Origin of the sequence: Lysinibacillus sp. ACHW1.5, assembly GCF_022014815.1 — a bacterium.
Classification (GTDB): Bacteria; Bacillota; Bacilli; order Bacillales_A; family Planococcaceae; genus Lysinibacillus; species Lysinibacillus capsici.
On sequence record NZ_CP091777.1, the window covers coordinates 1,348,657 to 1,366,632 of the forward strand.

Here is a 17,976-nt window from a genome sequence, read left to right on the forward strand (position 1 = left end):
GTAAGTTTACAATACAATTTAGCTATTCAATAGCCTTTATTTTGTCAGAAAATTGACAGTTCATAAAATATATAAAACAGTTTATCTATTAACATTCAAATTTTAGATTGTTATCTGTTTTGTACGAAAAAAAGAAAGTGCTTACACAGATAATGAATGTAAGGAGTTTTTTATGGCAGCAGAACAATATGAATTAAAAAGAAGTATGAAAGCAAGACACTTATTTATGATTTCACTTGGTGGATGTATTGGAACTGGTTTCTTTCTTGGATCAGGCTACACGATTAACCAAGCTGGGCCAACTGGTGCCATCCTAGCTTACTTAGTAGGCGGAGCAGTTATGTATTTAACAATGCTATGTTTGGGTGAATTGTCTGTTGCTATGCCGGTATCAGGTTCATTCCAAACGTACACAACGAAATTTATCGGTCCTGCTACTGGTTTTGCCGTTGGATGGCTATACTGGCTAGGTTGGGCAGTAACTGTTGCTCTTGAGTTTTTAGGGGCTGGACAACTAATGCAAAGATGGTTTCCTGATTCACCAGTATGGATGTGGTGCCTAATATTTGCAGCATTACTCTTTGTATTGAATGGTTTATCAGCAAAAGCATTTGGTGAAGCAGAATTTGTCTTCTCCAGCATTAAGATATTGGCAATTATTATGTTCCTTGCGGTTGGTGGAGCAGCTATGTTTGGGCTAATCGATATGAAAGATGGAACAAACGCCCCATTCCTTACTCATTTTTATGAGGGTGGATTGTTTCCTAATGGTGTAACAGCACTGCTTATTACAATGATTACCGTGAATTTTTCATTCCAGGGTACAGAATTGATTGGTATTGCTGCTGGGGAGAGTGAAAATCCTGAAAAGACTATACCTAAATCTATTAAGCAAACTGTTTGGCGTACGCTGTTCTTCTTTGTGTTATCCGTATTTGTACTTGCAGCAATGATACCAATGGATAAAGCAGGGGTGGTGGAAAGTCCATTTGTAGTCGTATTAGATAGCATAGGTATTCCATATGCAGCAGATATTATGAATTTTGTTATCCTAACAGCCTTATTATCTGTCGCAAACTCGGGTCTTTATGCTGCAACACGTATGCTGTTTTCACTATCTGTCGAAAAGATGGCAAGTCCCCTTTTAGGGAAAGTTAATAAAAGAGGTATCCCAATGAATGCATTACTAATCACACTCGCTGTAGCAGGTCTGTCTTTACTGTCAAGTGTATTTGCTGCTAATACAGTCTTTGTGTGGTTATTATCTCTAGCAGGCTTAGGTGCACAAATTGGTTGGATTGCGATTACAGCATCTCAAATTGCATTTAGACGCTCCTATATACGCCAAGGAGGAAAAGTAGAGGATTTAAAATTCAAAGCGCCGCTGTATCCAGTGATCCCTATTTTAGGTTTATTAGCGAACTGTATTGTTATGGCAAGCTTGGCTTTTGATCCAGCTCAACGTTTAGCACTCTACTGTGGTGGAGCATTCTTCATTGGTTGTTATATCGTTTATTATTTAAAAGTGAAAAAAGTGACGAATTTAGAAATAAACCAACAAGAAGTCCAATTAAAATTAAATCAAAAAATATATCTTTAATATCAAAGAGTAGCTACTTACATGGCTACTCTTTTCTTCATAGAGAAGCAACAACAAAGACGTATTTAACAAAGAATAGTTCCAATAATAAGAGAAGAAATTTATTGTTTTTCGATAAATAAATATTGAAATAAGATAATTTATCATTTATTCTTCATACAAGAAGCAATTTAATTATGAACAAGTTCATTTGAGGTGGATTCATGTTGAAGAATTTTATTAAAGACTTAGGAGTCTTTACGTATCATCAATCATTATCTTGTATTTTTCCCGTTGTGATATTTGCTACACTTGCACTCTCTAAAGCCATTCAAATACCTGGGGTAGGAAGATATGACTTTATTCTGGCAATCTGTCTATTGACTCAGTACTTGATGTATAAATTTGGTTTAGAAACAAAGGATGAAATAAAAGTCATTTGCTTGTTTCATATTATTGGGCTCGTGCTCGAACTATATAAAGTGAATTTCAATTCATGGTCATATCCTGAAGAGGCGTGGACAAAAATAGGGGGTGTGCCTTTATATAGCGGATTTATGTATGCGAGTGTAGCAAGTTATATTTGCCAAGCCTGGCGTAGGTTTGATTTAAAAATTGTAAGCTGGCCAAAAAGTTATGTAGCTATTCCACTTGGAGCCATTATCTACTTGAATTTTTTCACACACCATTTTATTTATGATTTTAGATGGCTGTTAATGGCACTACTATTTATTGTGTTTTATCGTACTGTTGTAAAATTTACAGTACGGAACAAAGTCTTTAAAATGCCCATCGTTGTATCGTTCTTTTTGATTGGCTTTTTCATTTGGATTGCTGAAAATATTGCAACGTTCTTTGGAGCATGGTCCTATCCAAATCAAGAGGTGTCTTGGTCGATTGTTCATTTTGGTAAAATCAGTTCATGGTTTTTACTTGTAGTCATTAGCATTATGATTGTTGCGCAACTTAAACTATTCTATCGTAATGTAGGTGAAAATTTGGAGAAGAAATCATTCAATATATGACATTCATTTGTAGAACTAGAGAACTTCTAAGAAAATAGTATGGGCTTTTGATAAACTAGTATTTTTACCTTGTACCCATGCCCTTTCATCAAACTGTCCCTTTTTTAACGTGCAATACTGCTGTAGACTCCTTTTTAGAAGAGGATAGGGGGAATGATAATGGTAACAGATATTCGGATGATAAATAGAGCTTGTACAGATGAAAAACAAATTAAACAATTATTAGAAGGCGCACAAACTGCATTTCTTGGTTTGGTAGATCAACATATGCCATATGTTATTCCGCTAAATTATGTTTACAAAGACGGAAGTTTTTATTTTCATGGTGCCAACGAAGGAAGAAAAATAGATATTCTAACAAATAATCGGAATGCATGTATCACAATAAGTGAAAATTATGGAACAATGGTAGACCCTATTCCTGCTAAGACTGATACGGCTTATATAAGTGTAGTAGCAAATGGTTTGGTGGAATTTGTTACTGATTTAAATGAAGCTACTGCTGCTATGCAGGCAATGCTTGATAAATATGTACCAGATTATTACCAAGCACCTTTATCAAAAAAGCATATCGAAAAATATCAGTCATCTTTAGGGAGCAAAACGCTTGTTCTCAAAGTGAAACCGACCAGTATAACTGTAAAAGAGAATAAATTAAATAAACAAATGCTATATTACGCAGGTAGAGTGGTAACACAGGATATGAGTCGAAAATCTACTGCTACAGCTATCAATCCAACAAATTAATTACCAGAAAATGCGAGGCTTGGGATATAACCTAAGCCTATTTTTGATGTAGTAATAGTTCATTATGAAGCTATCTATGATTTTGTTAATATAAACCTATTAAAAGTAGAGCTGGAAAGATGTTTTCATCTAACTACCCTAATAATAGATATAGTCATGCTTAAGTGCTATAATGCCTGTGAAAAATCATTGGAAAACAAGCGGGGAGAAGGAGAGGGCAATACAGTTGAATATATTAGTTGTTGACGATGAAAAGGAAATTGCAGATTTAATAGAACTTTACTTAAAAAATGAAAACTATCATGTATTTAAGTTTTATACGGCTCAAGAGGCTTTGACATGTATTGAGCATGAGAAAGTAGATTTAGCTGTTTTGGATATTATGATGCCTGATATAGATGGGTTTACTATTTTACGAAAAATCCGAGAAACATTGAATTTTCCAGTGATAATGCTTACGGCAAAGGAAGAAGAAATCGATAAAATAAATGGATTTTCTCTGGGAGCAGATGATTATATAACAAAGCCATTTCGTCCATTAGAGTTGGTTGCTCGTGTAAAGGCGCAAATACGAAGGTTTACTTTGTACAACCAAGGTTCAAAGCAACAGGAAGATATCATTGATTTTGCTGGCTTGGTGATTAATAAAAACACACGACAAGTCTTTTTAAATGAAAGGCCCATATCCCTTACACCTACGGAGTTCGCTATTCTTTGGTATTTATGTGCAAATCGAGGGACAGTTATTAGCTCAGAGCAATTATTCCAAGAAATTTGGGGGGAAAAGTACTTTAGCAGCAATAACACGGTAATGGTTCACATTCGACATTTACGGGAAAAAATGAAGGATGCTGCGGAGAACCCAAAGTATATTAAAACGGTTTGGGGAGTGGGGTATACCATTGAAAAATGAGTTTGGCAAACTGAAAAGGAAAATGGTTCTACAAATTATTTCGATACTTGTCATCGCTAGCATCATAGGCTTTTTTATTAATTTTGCATTTATTGATGGGGTCTTACAAGCTCCCTTTGCAGATGCTTTTATTGCTTTTTGTGAAAATGTCTTGCAGCTTGATTATTATGCTGCAAGCAATGCCTATCATGTGTTATTTCGACAAAATAAATCGCTTTGGCTTGCGATAGGATTTATTTTATTATTATTGATTATTTTCTATATCGCCTTGTCTCGATTTACCCGATATTTTCATCAAATTAGTTCAAGTATTACCATGCTTGCTGATGAGTCAGGGAAGGAAATTGAGCTCCCAGCTGAACTCGATTTTTTGGAGAAAAAATTAAATAACGTGAAATATAAATTAGAAAAGCGTGCAAGGGATGCACAAGAAGCTGAGCAACGAAAGAATGATTTAGTTGTCTATTTAGCGCATGATATTAAAACACCTTTAACATCCATTATTGGCTATTTAAGTCTTTTAGATGAAGCGAGGGATATGCCGGTAGAGCAGAAAGAAAAATACGTGACGATTACATTAGATAAATCTTATAGACTGGAACAACTAATCAATGAATTTTTTGAAATAACCAGGTTTAATTTACAATCCATCATTTTAGAGAAAGATTCTATTCCTTTACAACATATGTTAATGCAAGTGGCCGACGAGTTTTATCCATTACTGGCACCAAAGGGTCAAAAAGCCATCGTCAAATTAGATGAAGATATTACTATCTATGCAGACGGTAAAAAGATAGCAAGGGTATTTAATAATATTTTAAAAAATGCAATTGCCTACAGTGATCCAAATAGTACAATTGAAATTAGTGTGCAATGCGAAAATAATCAGACATTTATTTCGTTTACGAATACAGGGAAGACGATCCCTCCTGAAAAATTAAAAATGATATTTGAAAAGTTTTACCGCTTAGATAGTGCAAGGTCTACCCAAACAGGAGGTGCTGGGCTTGGTTTAGCCATTTCTAATGAAATTGTACAGGCCCATGGCGGAACCATTACCGCAACTTCTAGTAATGATACAACCGTATTCACGGTGATGATTCCAACCAATTCTTAAGAAACCTTAAGAATTCACTAATAGTAAATTAAAAATAAGCTCCTTTTTTTATGGTTGAATAAAAGCATAAAGAGAAGGAGTTGTTTTTATGTTCAAGAGAAAAGGTATATTGAGTTTATTGTTCTTATCCATACTGATTTTCGTTTATTTACTATTGAAAGAATCGCCAATGACTTTACGTCAGGAAATAGATCATGCACCAAAAGTAGTACAAACAGCCAGTCAGCATATGCTCGATCTTGATATGTACAGTTCGAATGCAATTTTAGTGAATTTGGATGAAAATCAAATTGTTTTAGATAAAAAAAGTGAGGAAAAGATTTATCCTGCTTCTTTGACAAAAATGATGACGGTTTTAGTCGCGATTGAGCAGATTTCCAATTTACAAGAAGAAATCATTTTACCTAAACATATCTTTCGGGATTTATTAGAGGAAAATGCGTCAGTGGCGGGCTTTCTCCCAAATGAAAAGCTGACAGTAGAAGATTTGTTGTATGGCTCTATGTTACCATCAGGTGCAGAGGCATCACTAGGTTTAGCTGAATATGTTGCGGGGTCAGAACGTGGATTCGTGAAACTGATGAACGAAAAGGCGCAGCAGCTAGGCATGAAAAATACGCACTTTGTGAATACAACTGGACTCCACCATTCAGATCATTATACAACTGTAAAGGATATGTCTTTACTTTTACAATACGCCTTAACAAACGATGATTTTCGAAATGTTTATACAGCAGAAAGATATTCTATAAAATCAACAAACCTTCATCCGGAAGGCATTACTTTTACCAGTCGAATGTTTCAGCATATGACGTCAAGTGCATTGCCAGGAGGGGAAATTTTAGGTGGAAAAACTGGCTATACAGAAGATGCAGGCTTATGTTTAGCAAGCTTAGCTCTTATAAATGGACAAGAATATGTGCTAGTGACAGTAGGAGCGGACGGCAGCCCTAGAACGGAGCAATATAATATTACCGATGCCATTTCGGTATATAGTCAATTATAACTAGCCCTAATAGTGTGTGATTAGAGAATAATTCATTTTCTAGTCACACTTTTTTGTAGTTGTAAAAATAATAGAATTGAATAATAGATGGGAGATTCCATATAAGTCTCTATAAACCAACGTGTTGTTGGTATGGCAGAAATAATTTATTAATTTTAATTTTCAGAAAAATGATATATAGTAAATATGATCAAATACATTCATCTTTAAGGAGGTTACTATGGGGAGATTAGTTCATTTTGAAATTCATGTAAGTGATATGGATCGGGCTAAAGATTTTTATGGGGAAGTTTTTGGATGGTCATTTCAGGACTGGAGTGAATATGCAGGCATGCCTTACTTCGGTGCCGTGACAGGTGAAGATGGTGAACTTGGCATTAACGGTGCTTTAATGCAACGCCAAGGGCCTCCACCAGAAACAAACCAAGCGTTGAATGGCTTTGCTTGTACAATGGGTGTTGAAAGTTATGATGTAACGGAAGCAAAAATTCTTGAAAACGGGGGCAAAGTAGCCATGCCAAAGTACGCATTACCAGGAATGGCATGGCAAGGCTATTATATTGATACGGAAGGCAATGTATTTGGTATTCACCAGCCCGATAAAAATGCCAAATAGTATTGAGGATAAATCGCTCTAAGAAGGAGGAAACCCGCTCCTAAAGAAGCGAAAACCCGCTCTTAAAAGTGTGAGAGCCGCTCCAATGTAGTGAAAAACCCACTCATTAGCAGTTGAAAGCAGTAAGACCTATGTTCGAGAAAACGAGCATAGGTCTTTTTTGATTATCTAATAGGTAAATGGGGAGATTTGTAAATATATAATGTTTTATTTTGGTAAATTTGGTATCGTTGAATGAGGTAATTTATCAAATGATACATAGTATGCAAGGAGAAATAGCAATGAAAAAAAGAAGCTTTATGTTATTTTTATTCGCACCAATATTGATTTTAGCATCTTGTAGTAGTGAGGACGAAAGTGTTACTGCTAATGAGAAAAAGTATATTTCATCGATACAGAAAAAGGAGGTCTATGAGATTCAACAGCCTGCAAAAGTAAATATTGCTAGAGGTTCAATCATCAATAATATGAATAATGCTTTAAATATTAATGAAATTGAAAGAGGACTCATGAATTTATCGGTGAATCATTTCTCAACTGACAAGTTTTATATGCAGGAAGGTCAATATCTTGAAGAGAAAATGATCAGCCAATGGTTAAGTAGAAAAACAGATGAAGGTATTGGGTTAAATCCAGCCATTGAAACTAGAAGTGACAATGTGCTAGAGGATGAAAAAAAGTATCCTTTGATTCTCTCACATGTGTTAGAACAAAATTTTATTAATAAAGAAAATAACAAAGTAGAGGGACTATCGATCGCGATCTCGTTAAATGAATTTTATGATATACGAGTTTCCGATGCCAATGGTTTAATTTACACAGGCCAAGTGAAAGTAGACCAAAATGATGATGATATCAACGATGTTAAAAATTATGGGAAGGAAGTAGCTAAAAGGATTCTTGAGGATATTAGAAAAAATGAAAAATATCCCAGAGTCCCTATTTATTTAACTTTATATCAAGAATCTAATATCAACGATATTATTCCAGGCATATTTTTAGCTGAAACTTTTATTCCTAAAGATGCAGATACCATAACAAAATGGTTTGATATAGATAAAAAGCATTATATATTCCCATCAGATGCTTTATATAGTTTGGACCAAAATATGTATAATAAATTATTAATTTTTAAAGAGGATATTCAAGGTGGATTTAAACATTTAAATCCTAAAATCATGGGAAAACTTCGTTATGAAGATGGCAAATTAACAGATATTAATCTAGAAATACATGTACCACTGGTTAATGATATTGAATTAATTGGCTTGTTACAGCTCACTAGTACAAAAATAAATACAATTTTATTTGACTATATCCCCATCACCATTCGGGTAATCGATCAGAAGCAGGATGTTGGAATTGTTCTCTGGGACCCAACGGAAAAACAAATTTTTGCATCACCTATTTGAATAGAAAAAAGCTAAAGGGTGAAGCTCCATATTAAATTTCGTAACTTGTATTTATATCTACTGTAATTGAAGAACCATCATTATTATCAAATTTCATGAACCATTGACCAGCTTGGCTTGCATCCAACTCGTAAGTTGAAGTAAATGATTGTCCAGATTTAATGATTTCTCCGTCTATCCAAAGCGTTCCATTAGGTGCAGTTAATATAAATCTAATAGATTGTGAGCTGTTATTTTTCACATAAATTTGAATTGTATCAGTGCCATTACTAGGTGCTTTAAAATTAAAGCTCATCGAACCCTGACCAGTTGGAAAGGTAGAAGACGTTGTAAGAAGGGAATCATCACTTTTTTCAGCTGTGGGGGTAGAATAAGATTCCTCACCAGAAGCACCTAGGTTCGGCGGAATAGATGGTTGGAGTATAGGATCTTCTATAAAAGATGCTCCACCAATTGGAAATATAAAAAGAGTAACTATAAATAAAGAGGGAAATTTTCTCATGATTCCTCCGCTTAAATATATTTGAATTATCTCAATGATACCTTTATTTAACTTTATAGTAAATATTAGTTTGGTTGCTTATTTTTCATTTGTAGAGGACCTTCAAAAACTTAATAGTATTTCATTGCAATCTCTGCCATGAATGATTATTATGAAAATGATAATCGTTATCAATTAAAAAGAAGGAGAGTAGCCATGAAAAGACACCTTATTATTGGAATGCATTTAGCTGTTTACGGTAATCATGGCAAACAGGGTGCCTTGATAGAAGAACATATTGCATTTGCGCAGCGTGCTGAAGCAGCGAAATTAGATTTTGTATTTAAGGCGGATTATTTAACAGCTCATCCAGAATTAATAGCTAAAATGAAAGGAACAGTTGGCTTAGACCCTAACTTTTTAATGGCGATGGTGGCAAGAGAAACGAAACAGATTGGCTTAGTAACAACGATTTCCACATCCTTTACGCCACCTTATCTGATTGCGCGTCAATTGCAGTCCTTAAATTGGATTAGCGAAGGACGAGTTGGATGGAATATCGTAACCTCTATAGATGGCGGTCATAATTTCAGCAATGAGCCCATGCCTTCTTCCGAGGAGCGTTATGCTAAAGCTGCAGAATGTACAGCGGTGGTTAAGCAGCTATGGCATAGTTATCCCTATGAAACATTAGAAATGGATGGGAATTTAGAGAAAATAAAAGAGCTTGTTAAGCCAATTGAGCATAAAGGCGAATTTTTCCATATAAAAGGTCCCTTAAATCTCCCAATGCATCCAGCAGGAGAGATTCCACTCTTCCAAGCAGGAGCGTCGGATGTTGGGCGGCAATTTGCGGCTACTGTTTCCAATGCGATTTTTGCGGCTACACCAGCCAGGGAGGTGGGTATTGAGATGCGTAATGATTTGCGTCAGCAGGCTATAGAAGTAGGTCGTTCAGCCGACGATATTCGCTTATTACCTGGACTCTATTTCTTTATAGGGGATACATATGAAGAAGCACTCGAAATGCACCGACAAGCACATGCACATTTAACACTTGAGCGGCGCTACAGTGCTTTAGAATCTGTGATTGGCATGGATGTTCGTCATTTGGCACTTGAAGATCAGGTGACGGTTGATATGCTGCCATCAAAAGATCAACAAGTACGTAGTAAAACACATGCAGATTTGGTACGTCGTTATATTGTAAACAATGAACCAACTGTAGCAGTATTGTTAGCACGTCCAGAGGTAATTGGCTCAGCTCACCTTGTAGCAATCGGTACACCACAGGATATTGTCGATCAAATCGTTACTTTTTATGAAGAGGGTGCATTGGATGGCTTTATTGCCATACCAGGCGGACCTGCGAAATCTTTGGATTTGTTCTTTAGCGACGTTATTCCCATGTTAGTAGAGCGGGGTTTATTCAGAGCTGAATATGAAGGCAGCACATTACGTTCCCATTTAGGCTTAGATGTGCGATCCCCCATTAATAGCTGAAAAAGGGCAAGCCATAAGCTTTGCCCTTTTATTGCTAGAAGCTCATTCGAATATTAATAGGATAAAGATAAGGTGATTCAGGTTGTTCGATTGTTACCCAATCATCAATATGGATAACAGGTAAGCTTGTACCCTCATATGTTGTTTGACTAATTGTACCGACCACTTCAATCCATGTATCTTCTGTGAGTGTAGGGACCTCAGGAAACTCTGTCAGAAAGCCGACGATACTGGCATCGGCGACGCAATGCGTAATAAGAAATCTTGAAATCACTAGTTGCTTTTCTGTAAAACTTTCTTCTTTTAAAACAAAGCCCTTCAACTGTATTTTCTTCCCCAAATAGTTAGCCAAATTTTGATTAATTTCTTCATAATAAATCGTGTAGTCCTCATCGGTCATTTTTAGCATGGATTGTTGGGATAGCTGTTGCTTTAATTGCTCATATTGTTTTTTTGTCATTTCCTGTTTTTCCTCCGTCAGTCGGGGATCAGCTTCATGTTCATCATAGATGTTTTCATCAATCGTTTCATTTGAAGTGAGGTAATCCTCTATTTTAGATGATTGATTTTGCTGGGTGAGAATAAATGCACCACCTTTTTTATCAGCGATGGATGCATCTAAAATTTTTGCTGGCACGAAGAAGCCTGTCATTATTGGTGTCATGATAATGAGGTAGGCTATCATTTTTTTTCGGGTAAAGGCTGTGTGACCATGGTCGTGATGGGAGCAGCATGCTTGTCCCGTTTGATCACATGAATGGGGAACCTTTGAAAAAGGTATAATTCTTGTCACTTGAACAAGAAATAGTATAAAAAATAAAATGGCGGCTGTTTTACTCAGCCCTTCATATTTAGGGTTGATAAATTTTGTTAGTTCTCCGGTCCAATGCAGGTTGGCAATCATAGCCGAAAAGGCGAGTAACATGAAGGCTCTTAGCGCTTGTTGAACGTGAAATTTCATGGTTTTCCCCCTTAGAGATACGCTGAAAGAATCCATATACTAATGTAGACAACTGTAGCCACTAAGGCGATTAACCAAAAAACAAATTTTAAACGAAATACGCTCATCAACATAATGGTATTTTTCAAATCGATCATAGGGCCAAAAATAAGAAAGGCCAGAATGGATGGAGTGGAGAAAATAGCACTAAAGGATGCGCCAATAAAGGCATCTGCCTCAGAGCAAAGTGACAGAATGAAGGCTAAGCCCATCATAACTAGAATGGAGGAGGGTTCACCTTCTCCAATGGCTACGAGTGTTTTGGTAGATATATAGGTTTGTACAAAGGCAGCTAAAAATGCTCCGATAATTAAGTATTTACCCATATCAAAAAATTCATCGATGGCATGTTTGACCATATTTAATAATTTGGTGAAGAAGGATGTTTGTTGACTAGGGATTGTTAATGAGTAGGGCTGTAAAGAGCTCTTAAATTGGGAGCCTTTAAAAAATAAGCTGATAAGTAATGCTACTCCAATAGCGATGACAAAGCCAACAAGCATTCGAAGGCTCGCTATTCTTAAATCATTTCCAAATGCCATATAAGTAGAAAGAATAACAACGGGATTAATAAGTGGACCAGTTAACATAAAGCCTATAGCTGCATGTATAGGTACGCCTTTGACAATCAATCTTCTAACAATCGGAACAATCCCACATTCACAGGCTGGAAATAATGCACCTACAAGACAACTCATGATAACTGCCATCACAGGGTTTCGAGGAATCCACCTTTGGATATGTTCCTCTGTTATAAAAATCTGAATAAAGCCAGCAATCAGTATTCCAATTAAGACAAATGGTAATGCTTCAATTAAAATACTTAAAAATATCGTATTTAAATTGAGTAGAGAGGAACTAAGGTCGTTTAGAGCTGAGACGTTGAATAACAGTAGTGGTAGCATGCCTAGGAATAAAATGAAGAGCAACCAAAAATTCAATACATATTTAGAAAAATGGAGACGTTCCACATAGACCTCCCTAAAGTGTAATGGTTACGTTTTAATTCAAGATATGACATAGATGATATTGTTAGTACTTCAAAAAAGGAAAGAGAAAGTAAAAATTGATTTCTACCATCCTTTTACTTTCCCTCTATATCGAATTATTTATGAGAATACTTAGTTCTATATTGTTTAGGGGTAATCCCTGTAAATTTTTTGAAAACTTTAATGAAATAGCTTTGATCTGTGAAATTAAGTAATGAACCGATGTCTAGGATTGGATAGTTGGTAAATGTTAAGAGTTTTTTCGCCTCATCAATCCTTTGCTGCTGAATATATTCACTAAAGGAAGTACCTACTTCCTTTTTAAATAAGGAGGAAAGATAATTGGGGCTTAGGTGGCAAATTGCTGAAAGTTGGTCGAGTGTTAGATCCCCATACAACTCATTTTCAATAAAATGGATACAGGTAGTAATGGGTCCAGAATACTTCCTTGTATTTGCCTGTGATACACGGCTTGTATAGTCGTAAATAGCTTCCTCCATTAACGAAAGAATTTCGATTAAACTGTTTTGATCCTCTAGCTTTTGAATGTAAAAATCATTTAATGTAAAGGCTGTTTCTTCATTTAAACCACCCTCAATTGCTGCACGGCAAATAAGTGCAATTCCTGTAATCATCAAATATTGAACACTTCTTAAATTATTGCGTTTTGATAGTATTCCAAGTTCTGCTTGCTCAACAATGGAATAATTCAAAACTTCATTTAGTTTCTCTATACGCCCATTTTTCACATTGTCTAACAATATTTTTTCATAGTAAAGATTTGTATGAACAATATCATTTCTTCTTGCATAGGAGAGTTCAAGCGTAGTATTTTCCTCATGACGAATGAGAGGTCTTAATGCTTGGTTGTGATAAATGACAGCAGATTTATTTAATGTCTTTTGATAGATGGCGTAATACACAAATAAACTAATGGCTAAACTTTGTTGATAATGAAGAATAGGAATCAGCTCTTGATTAACACTTGTCTTTATGTCTTCCACTTCTGGCGAAAGGGAAGGGCCAACTACAATTGCACCTAAATATTGATCCTCTTGCTGCACATTAATATAGAAAAAATTAAACTCAGCATAAGAGAAAAAAATTGGATAGGCATTAGAATCTTTATGGTAAGGATGTGTTTTCAACTGTTCCTTTAAAGAAATGTAAGATGGATTATTTGTTGATGAATAGTCAAAGATTATTTTTCCTAATGAATTAATATAAGTGACTGGAAGATGATGTGTTTCATAGATTAATTGGCTGATGTATTGAAGATCAATAGTGTTAATTTTCAAGTTCCTACACTCCAGTTCGTAATAATTCTATTAAAATGAAAGCATTTACATTTTTATTGGATAGACATTGAGAAAGTACTATTTTGTGTAGAATAATACAATAAATAAAGGAGAAGTAGCAATAAAATAGACAGTGACTTTAAAATGTTAGGGAGGAATAGAAGATGGATCTTTTGAATAAAATTGCAGTTGTAACAGGCGCAGGAAGCGGAATTGGAAGAGCTAGCAGCTTGAAACTTGCTAGCAATGGTGCAAAAGTGGTAGTAGTGGATTTCAACAAAGAAACAGGGGAAGAAACAGTAAGCTTGATTAGAGAACAAGGCGGGGAAGGTATTTTCGTTCAGGCAGACGTTTCAAAAAGTGAAGACGTTCAGAAATATGTCAATACTGCTGTTGATACGTACGGACGTATTGATGTATTTTTCAATAATGCTGGGGTTATTCAGAAAATTTCTCCACTAACAGAGATTGAAGATGCAGAATATGACCGTATTATGTCGATCAATGTGAAGGGTGTATTCCTTGGCTTAAAATATGTTTTAAAAGTAATGGAGGGACAAGGAAGCGGTTCAATTATAAATACAGCTTCTACAGCAGGAGTTCGCAGTGAGCACAGTATGGCTGTCTATTCTGCAAGTAAGCATGCAGTAGTGGGTTTAACAAAATCAGCTTCTTTGGAGTATGTAAAAAAAGGTATTCGGATCAATGGTATCTGTCCAGGGGGAGTAGAAACGGCATTAACAAACAGTGTAACTGCGATGTTTGAAACAGGTGGCTATGTGCCAGAGGAGATTCCAAATATGAGAATGGGACGCTATGCAAAACCAGAGGAATTAGCAGAAATGGTTGTGTTCCTAGCATCGGACAAAGCAAGCTATATGACAGGCTCTATTGTGTTAGTAGATGGCGGTTTAACTTTATAATAAAAGAAGAAATCCAGTGAATCATTTCACTGGATTTCTTCTTGTTGTTGAAAAAGATGATGTCAAAGGTAGAAAAAGGAACTTTGCAAGGTGAGAGGTTGATTTCCGTTCCGCCAGCGTCCTTTCCAGGGGGCGTCTGATGAGCCGCTTCACTCACTTGCGTTCGCTCCAGGGTCTCACCTGTGACGCTAAATCCCCTAGGCGTGACGCTGGCTCCAATCCAATCAACTAGTAGCATAGCGATCAAATAGCCTATTATCTGTATTCTTAGAGGGGATAAGCTCATATTTTCAATTCAACGTGGAGAAGCGATGAGTGACAACACCTCTTCATAAAGAGTAGAGAACCTTCGCGAAAAAGGTAACACTTTTGGAGGTTCAAATGGAAGGCTACTTGACTCCCTTGTGATAGCGAAACAGGGGAGCCACTAATCGGAGCGGTAGCGGAGAAAAACGGCTTGGCGCTCGCCCAAAAGAAAGCAAGTAGCCTGCAACGGAAAACCATTTCTACCTTTAAATTGACTGTTTTGTTTTTCAACCCTAAGAAAAAATCCAGTAAATCATTTCACTGGATTTTTTGCGGTAATGAATCGAATCACTATAGGGTGAATTTTTTGAGCTCATTCATCAACGTATTAGTCATAGCTTCAAGATCGTCTATCTTAGCACTAATTTTTTGGAAGGAAAGTAGCTGTTCTTGCGTTGATGCCGATATTTCTTCTGTGCCAGCAGCCGTTTCTTCTGTAATAGCAGAAATATTTTCAATGGTACTATTTACTTGCTGGCTCATTTCATTCGTTTGTGCCATTTCTCTTGTGAGGTTTTGTAAATCGCGATGGATATTTGTTATATGCATGGTAATAACAGAGAATGATTGTTCTGTCTCTACCATGGATTGAGATTGCTCATTTGACAGCAGATAACCTCGTTCAGCCGTAGTAAGGATGTGCGTAATGCCATCTTGAATATGCGAGACCATTGAAGTGATTAAATTCGTAGCATTCTCCGTTTCAGAAGAGAGCTTTTTAACCTCCTCGGCAACAATGGCAAACCCTTTGCCTGCTTCTCCAGCTCTTGCAGCCTCGATAGCAGCATTTAGGGCTAATAAATTTGTTTGGCTAGCAATCGTATGGACAGCATTGGCTGCGCCTTCAATTTCCGAAGTGAATTGAGAAAATTGAGCTACAGCTTCCTTAATATCAAGTGATGTGGTTGATATATCCTTTGCAATGGAAGATTGTTTTTCTAATGAATATTGACCATTTTGAACAGCCTCCAGAGCTTGTTTACCAGTGTCAGCCGATTGCTCACTTGTACGCATTACATCCCTAAATTGATCTGCCATATTATTCATTTGGAGTGCCACTGATTGAATGTCTTCTGACATCGTATAGCTGCCTTTTGCTAATTCGTCGGTTGAGGTAGCGACTTGATTACTACTTTCATGAATATTGTTCATATGGCTCGTCACTTCTTGTGTAAACAAATTAACATCCTTTCCAATAGTATCAATGGATTGTACAGTGCTTTTTAAATTATTCATCATGTCTGCAAAGCTTTTTGTTAATTGATCAATCTCATATCGACTGTTTGCTTGATAGGAAAGGGTAGAAGTATCCATTGTTAAGTTTCCTGTTGCTGCAGCCTGTGCGCAATCTACAATCTGATTAATGGGTTTGGTAATTCTTTTCGCAGCTACATAGGAATAAAGTATCGTAGCAATAATTAATAGCACACTACCTATGATGGTAGAGGTTGTAATGAAACCTATTTTTTGCTTCGTTACTTGGATCATTTCTTGATACCATTCGTTCGTTTCTTTTTTGAGCAAATACATATCGTTTAAAATTCCTTTAATTCTGATGGACTGCTTTTTAATTTCAGAGCGATTGTTTTCTTGAAACCCGCTTTCAGTCGCCTTTTCTAGATTTTCAAATTTACTAGCTATTTTTTCGACGATTGTCTGATGTTCAGGTATTCTCGTTAGAGAGGCTAATGCCTCTAAATTACCTTTTGTTTCTTGTAAAATAGCGAGCGCTTCGTTTTTATTGGCTTCACTATCCAGGTAGGTAAAATTATTTAAAGATTGGCTGGCAACAACTAAACTTTGCTCTAGTTCTTTCACTGTAAGTAAAAGTTTCGTATCATCCTGTGCTGTTGTTTGGATCGTGAATGTTTGTAGGATAATAAAGCCAATCATAGCCATAGCCAATACGATTGGAATCAATGTGTTCATAAATAATTTCTTACGTAGTGTCACTGGTCATTCCTCTTTTCCGCAGTAACTTTTATCGTACCGGAAATAATGGCTTCTTTGGCTTTTTCGATAGCAGTCTGTTGCTCAGCTGTCAGTTGAATTACACGAATATCTGCTAGTCCCACACCCTGATCCGCTAAACCTAATGCAAAGGATTTTTCGGAAATTTTTCCATTTTCTACTAATGTCTTAGCGAGTTGATAGACGGCTAGATCAACATTTTTAAGCATGGATGTGACAACTGTTTTTTCGGCAACAAAAAACTGATCGATATCAACACCTGCTGCATAGATCCCCATTTCCTCTGCCTTTTTTATCGCCCCAAAGCCAGTAAAGCCTGCTGCATGGTAAATAAAATCAACGTTATTTTTGATATACCTTTCTGCTATTGCTGCACCAGCCTGGGTATCGTCAAAGGTACCAGCATAGTCACTCATAATTTCAATCGATGGCTGTACATAACGTGCCCCTTCGATAAAACCATTTTCAAAGTGATGGATAACAGGAGCATCTGCTCCACCAATAAAGCCAACTTTTCCTGTTTTACTTGTCATAGCGGCAATCATGCCAACTAAAAAGCTACCTTCTTGTTCTTTAAAGGTAATCGAAATGATGTTGTTAATATCAGATTGCCCGTCAATCAGTATAAATTGCTGAGAGGGATTTTGTTTTGCAGTCTTTTCTAGTGCTTCTTGTACAGAGAACCCGAGACCAATGATGATATCATATTTTTCTGCTACAAGTTCATTCAGCTTTTCCTCGTATTTACCATCAGGAGCCTCTTTGTAATCAAACAAAATGCCTAGCTCATCGCGTGCTTTTTCTAAGCCTTTAAAAGCGGAATCATTAAATGATTCATCGCCTAGTCCTGCATCTGATAGTAAAATTCCTATCTTATATCCTTCAGTTGATGTTTCTGTCGGTGCTGAGGAACAGCCTGCTATCAACAGAGTGATCAAAAGAAAACTAGTGAATAATTTCTTCAAATTTTGTGTACCTCCTGTTGTGTATAAAATATATATCGGCAAAAACTTAATATTTTTAGTCTGATGTCAGACATCCTTGCAAAAAAATTTTAGGATGTCTAAGAATAATGAATCATTTCTATATA

At 36.2% G+C, this 17,976-nt stretch carries 16 protein-coding genes; 10 read left to right on the plus strand and 6 right to left on the minus strand.

All coding sequences use genetic code 11. The features are described from left to right. The first annotated feature begins 172 nt into the window (after positions 1-172). The 8 genes from L6W14_RS06355 (at position 173) to L6W14_RS06390 (ending at position 8,415) form a co-directional block, all read left to right on the plus strand. Positions 173-1,600, plus strand: a complete 1,428-nt coding sequence (locus tag L6W14_RS06355) for an amino acid permease (RefSeq protein WP_131519620.1) — start codon at positions 173-175, stop codon at positions 1,598-1,600. A gap of 203 nt (positions 1,601-1,803) precedes the next feature. Then, positions 1,804-2,604 (plus strand): DUF817 domain-containing protein, encoded by an 801-nt coding sequence (locus L6W14_RS06360; protein ID WP_054550667.1) that lies wholly within the window; start codon positions 1,804-1,806, stop codon positions 2,602-2,604. Between the two features lie 159 nt (positions 2,605-2,763). Further along, positions 2,764-3,351 carry a pyridoxamine 5'-phosphate oxidase family protein gene (locus L6W14_RS06365; RefSeq protein ID WP_237899928.1) on the plus strand — a complete coding sequence of 196 codons (588 nt, stop codon included), beginning with the start codon at positions 2,764-2,766 and terminating at the stop codon, positions 3,349-3,351. A gap of 220 nt (positions 3,352-3,571) precedes the next feature. Beyond that, the gene (vanR, locus tag L6W14_RS06370; RefSeq protein ID WP_237900936.1) at positions 3,572-4,264 is read left to right on the plus strand and encodes a VanR-ABDEGLN family response regulator transcription factor; all 693 of its coding nucleotides are present in this window, start codon (positions 3,572-3,574) and stop codon (positions 4,262-4,264) included. Continuing rightward, positions 4,200-5,381, plus strand: a complete 1,182-nt coding sequence (locus L6W14_RS06375) for a sensor histidine kinase (RefSeq protein ID WP_237899930.1) — start codon at positions 4,200-4,202, stop codon at positions 5,379-5,381. Before vanR ends, L6W14_RS06375 begins: the two co-directional genes overlap by 65 nt. 88 nt (positions 5,382-5,469) lie before the next feature. Beyond that, positions 5,470-6,387, plus strand: a complete 918-nt coding sequence (locus tag L6W14_RS06380; protein WP_131519623.1) for a D-alanyl-D-alanine carboxypeptidase family protein — start codon at positions 5,470-5,472, stop codon at positions 6,385-6,387. A 220-nt stretch (positions 6,388-6,607) separates the two neighbouring features. After that, entirely contained in the window at positions 6,608-7,003 is a 396-nt protein-coding gene (locus tag L6W14_RS06385; RefSeq protein ID WP_048389675.1) for a VOC family protein, read from the plus strand. A gap of 281 nt (positions 7,004-7,284) precedes the next feature. Next, entirely contained in the window at positions 7,285-8,415 is a 1,131-nt protein-coding gene (locus tag L6W14_RS06390; RefSeq protein ID WP_131519625.1) for a CamS family sex pheromone protein, read from the plus strand. A 31-nt stretch (positions 8,416-8,446) separates the two neighbouring features. Here L6W14_RS06390 and L6W14_RS06395 read toward each other — a convergent pair whose 3' ends face one another. Next, positions 8,447-8,917, minus strand: a complete 471-nt coding sequence (locus L6W14_RS06395) for a hypothetical protein (RefSeq protein ID WP_131519626.1) — start codon at positions 8,915-8,917, stop codon at positions 8,447-8,449. Between the two features lie 219 nt (positions 8,918-9,136). Between L6W14_RS06395 and L6W14_RS06400 the strand changes: the two genes are divergently transcribed. Next, positions 9,137-10,399 carry an NtaA/DmoA family FMN-dependent monooxygenase gene (locus L6W14_RS06400; RefSeq protein ID WP_237900937.1) on the plus strand — a complete coding sequence of 421 codons (1,263 nt, stop codon included), beginning with the start codon at positions 9,137-9,139 and terminating at the stop codon, positions 10,397-10,399. Positions 10,400-10,433: 34 nt separating this feature from the next. Here the strand turns inward: L6W14_RS06400 and L6W14_RS06405 are convergent, their stop codons facing one another. The 3 genes from L6W14_RS06405 to L6W14_RS06415 all read right to left on the minus strand — a co-directional run bounded on the left by L6W14_RS06405 (position 10,434) and on the right by L6W14_RS06415 (position 13,686). Then, entirely contained in the window at positions 10,434-11,360 is a 927-nt protein-coding gene (locus tag L6W14_RS06405; protein WP_237899932.1) for a TIGR03943 family putative permease subunit, read from the minus strand. A gap of 11 nt (positions 11,361-11,371) precedes the next feature. Further along, positions 11,372-12,370, minus strand: a complete 999-nt coding sequence (locus tag L6W14_RS06410; RefSeq protein WP_237899934.1) for a permease — start codon at positions 12,368-12,370, stop codon at positions 11,372-11,374. A gap of 134 nt (positions 12,371-12,504) precedes the next feature. Next, positions 12,505-13,686: an AraC family transcriptional regulator gene (locus tag L6W14_RS06415; RefSeq protein WP_048389681.1), complete on the minus strand. Its 1,182-nt coding sequence runs from the start codon at positions 13,684-13,686 to the stop codon at positions 12,505-12,507. A gap of 164 nt (positions 13,687-13,850) precedes the next feature. On the opposite strand from L6W14_RS06415, the gene L6W14_RS06420 reads away from it, so the two are divergent. Beyond that, a complete protein-coding gene (locus L6W14_RS06420; RefSeq protein WP_103117696.1) occupies positions 13,851-14,609 on the plus strand; it encodes an SDR family NAD(P)-dependent oxidoreductase in 759 nt (252 codons plus the stop codon). Positions 14,610-15,206: 597 nt separating this feature from the next. Here L6W14_RS06420 and L6W14_RS06425 read toward each other — a convergent pair. Beyond that, complete coding sequence (locus L6W14_RS06425) at positions 15,207-16,868, minus strand: methyl-accepting chemotaxis protein (RefSeq protein WP_237899943.1); 1,662 nt, start codon at positions 16,866-16,868, stop codon at positions 15,207-15,209. Next, positions 16,865-17,851 (minus strand): BMP family lipoprotein, encoded by a 987-nt coding sequence (locus L6W14_RS06430; RefSeq protein ID WP_131519631.1) that lies wholly within the window; start codon positions 17,849-17,851, stop codon positions 16,865-16,867. Before L6W14_RS06430 ends, L6W14_RS06425 begins: the two co-directional genes overlap by 4 nt. Positions 17,852-17,976: the final 125 nt, after the last annotated feature.

Coding starts and splice junctions, on each gene's coding strand:
- L6W14_RS06385 (WP_048389675.1), top strand. CDS start 6,608: ATGGGGAGATTAGTTCATTTTGAAATTCATGTAAGTGATATGGATCGG.
- L6W14_RS06375 (WP_237899930.1), top strand. CDS start 4,200: ATGCTGCGGAGAACCCAAAGTATATTAAAACGGTTTGGGGAGTGGGGT.
- L6W14_RS06380 (WP_131519623.1), top strand. CDS start 5,470: ATGTTCAAGAGAAAAGGTATATTGAGTTTATTGTTCTTATCCATACTG.
- L6W14_RS06405 (WP_237899932.1), bottom strand. CDS start 11,360: ATGAAATTTCACGTTCAACAAGCGCTAAGAGCCTTCATGTTACTCGCC.
- L6W14_RS06355 (WP_131519620.1), top strand. CDS start 173: ATGGCAGCAGAACAATATGAATTAAAAAGAAGTATGAAAGCAAGACAC.
- L6W14_RS06400 (WP_237900937.1), top strand. CDS start 9,137: ATGCATTTAGCTGTTTACGGTAATCATGGCAAACAGGGTGCCTTGATA.
- L6W14_RS06360 (WP_054550667.1), top strand. CDS start 1,804: ATGTTGAAGAATTTTATTAAAGACTTAGGAGTCTTTACGTATCATCAA.
- L6W14_RS06390 (WP_131519625.1), top strand. CDS start 7,285: ATGAAAAAAAGAAGCTTTATGTTATTTTTATTCGCACCAATATTGATT.
- L6W14_RS06420 (WP_103117696.1), top strand. CDS start 13,851: ATGGATCTTTTGAATAAAATTGCAGTTGTAACAGGCGCAGGAAGCGGA.
- L6W14_RS06395 (WP_131519626.1), bottom strand. CDS start 8,917: ATGAGAAAATTTCCCTCTTTATTTATAGTTACTCTTTTTATATTTCCA.
- L6W14_RS06365 (WP_237899928.1), top strand. CDS start 2,764: ATGGTAACAGATATTCGGATGATAAATAGAGCTTGTACAGATGAAAAA.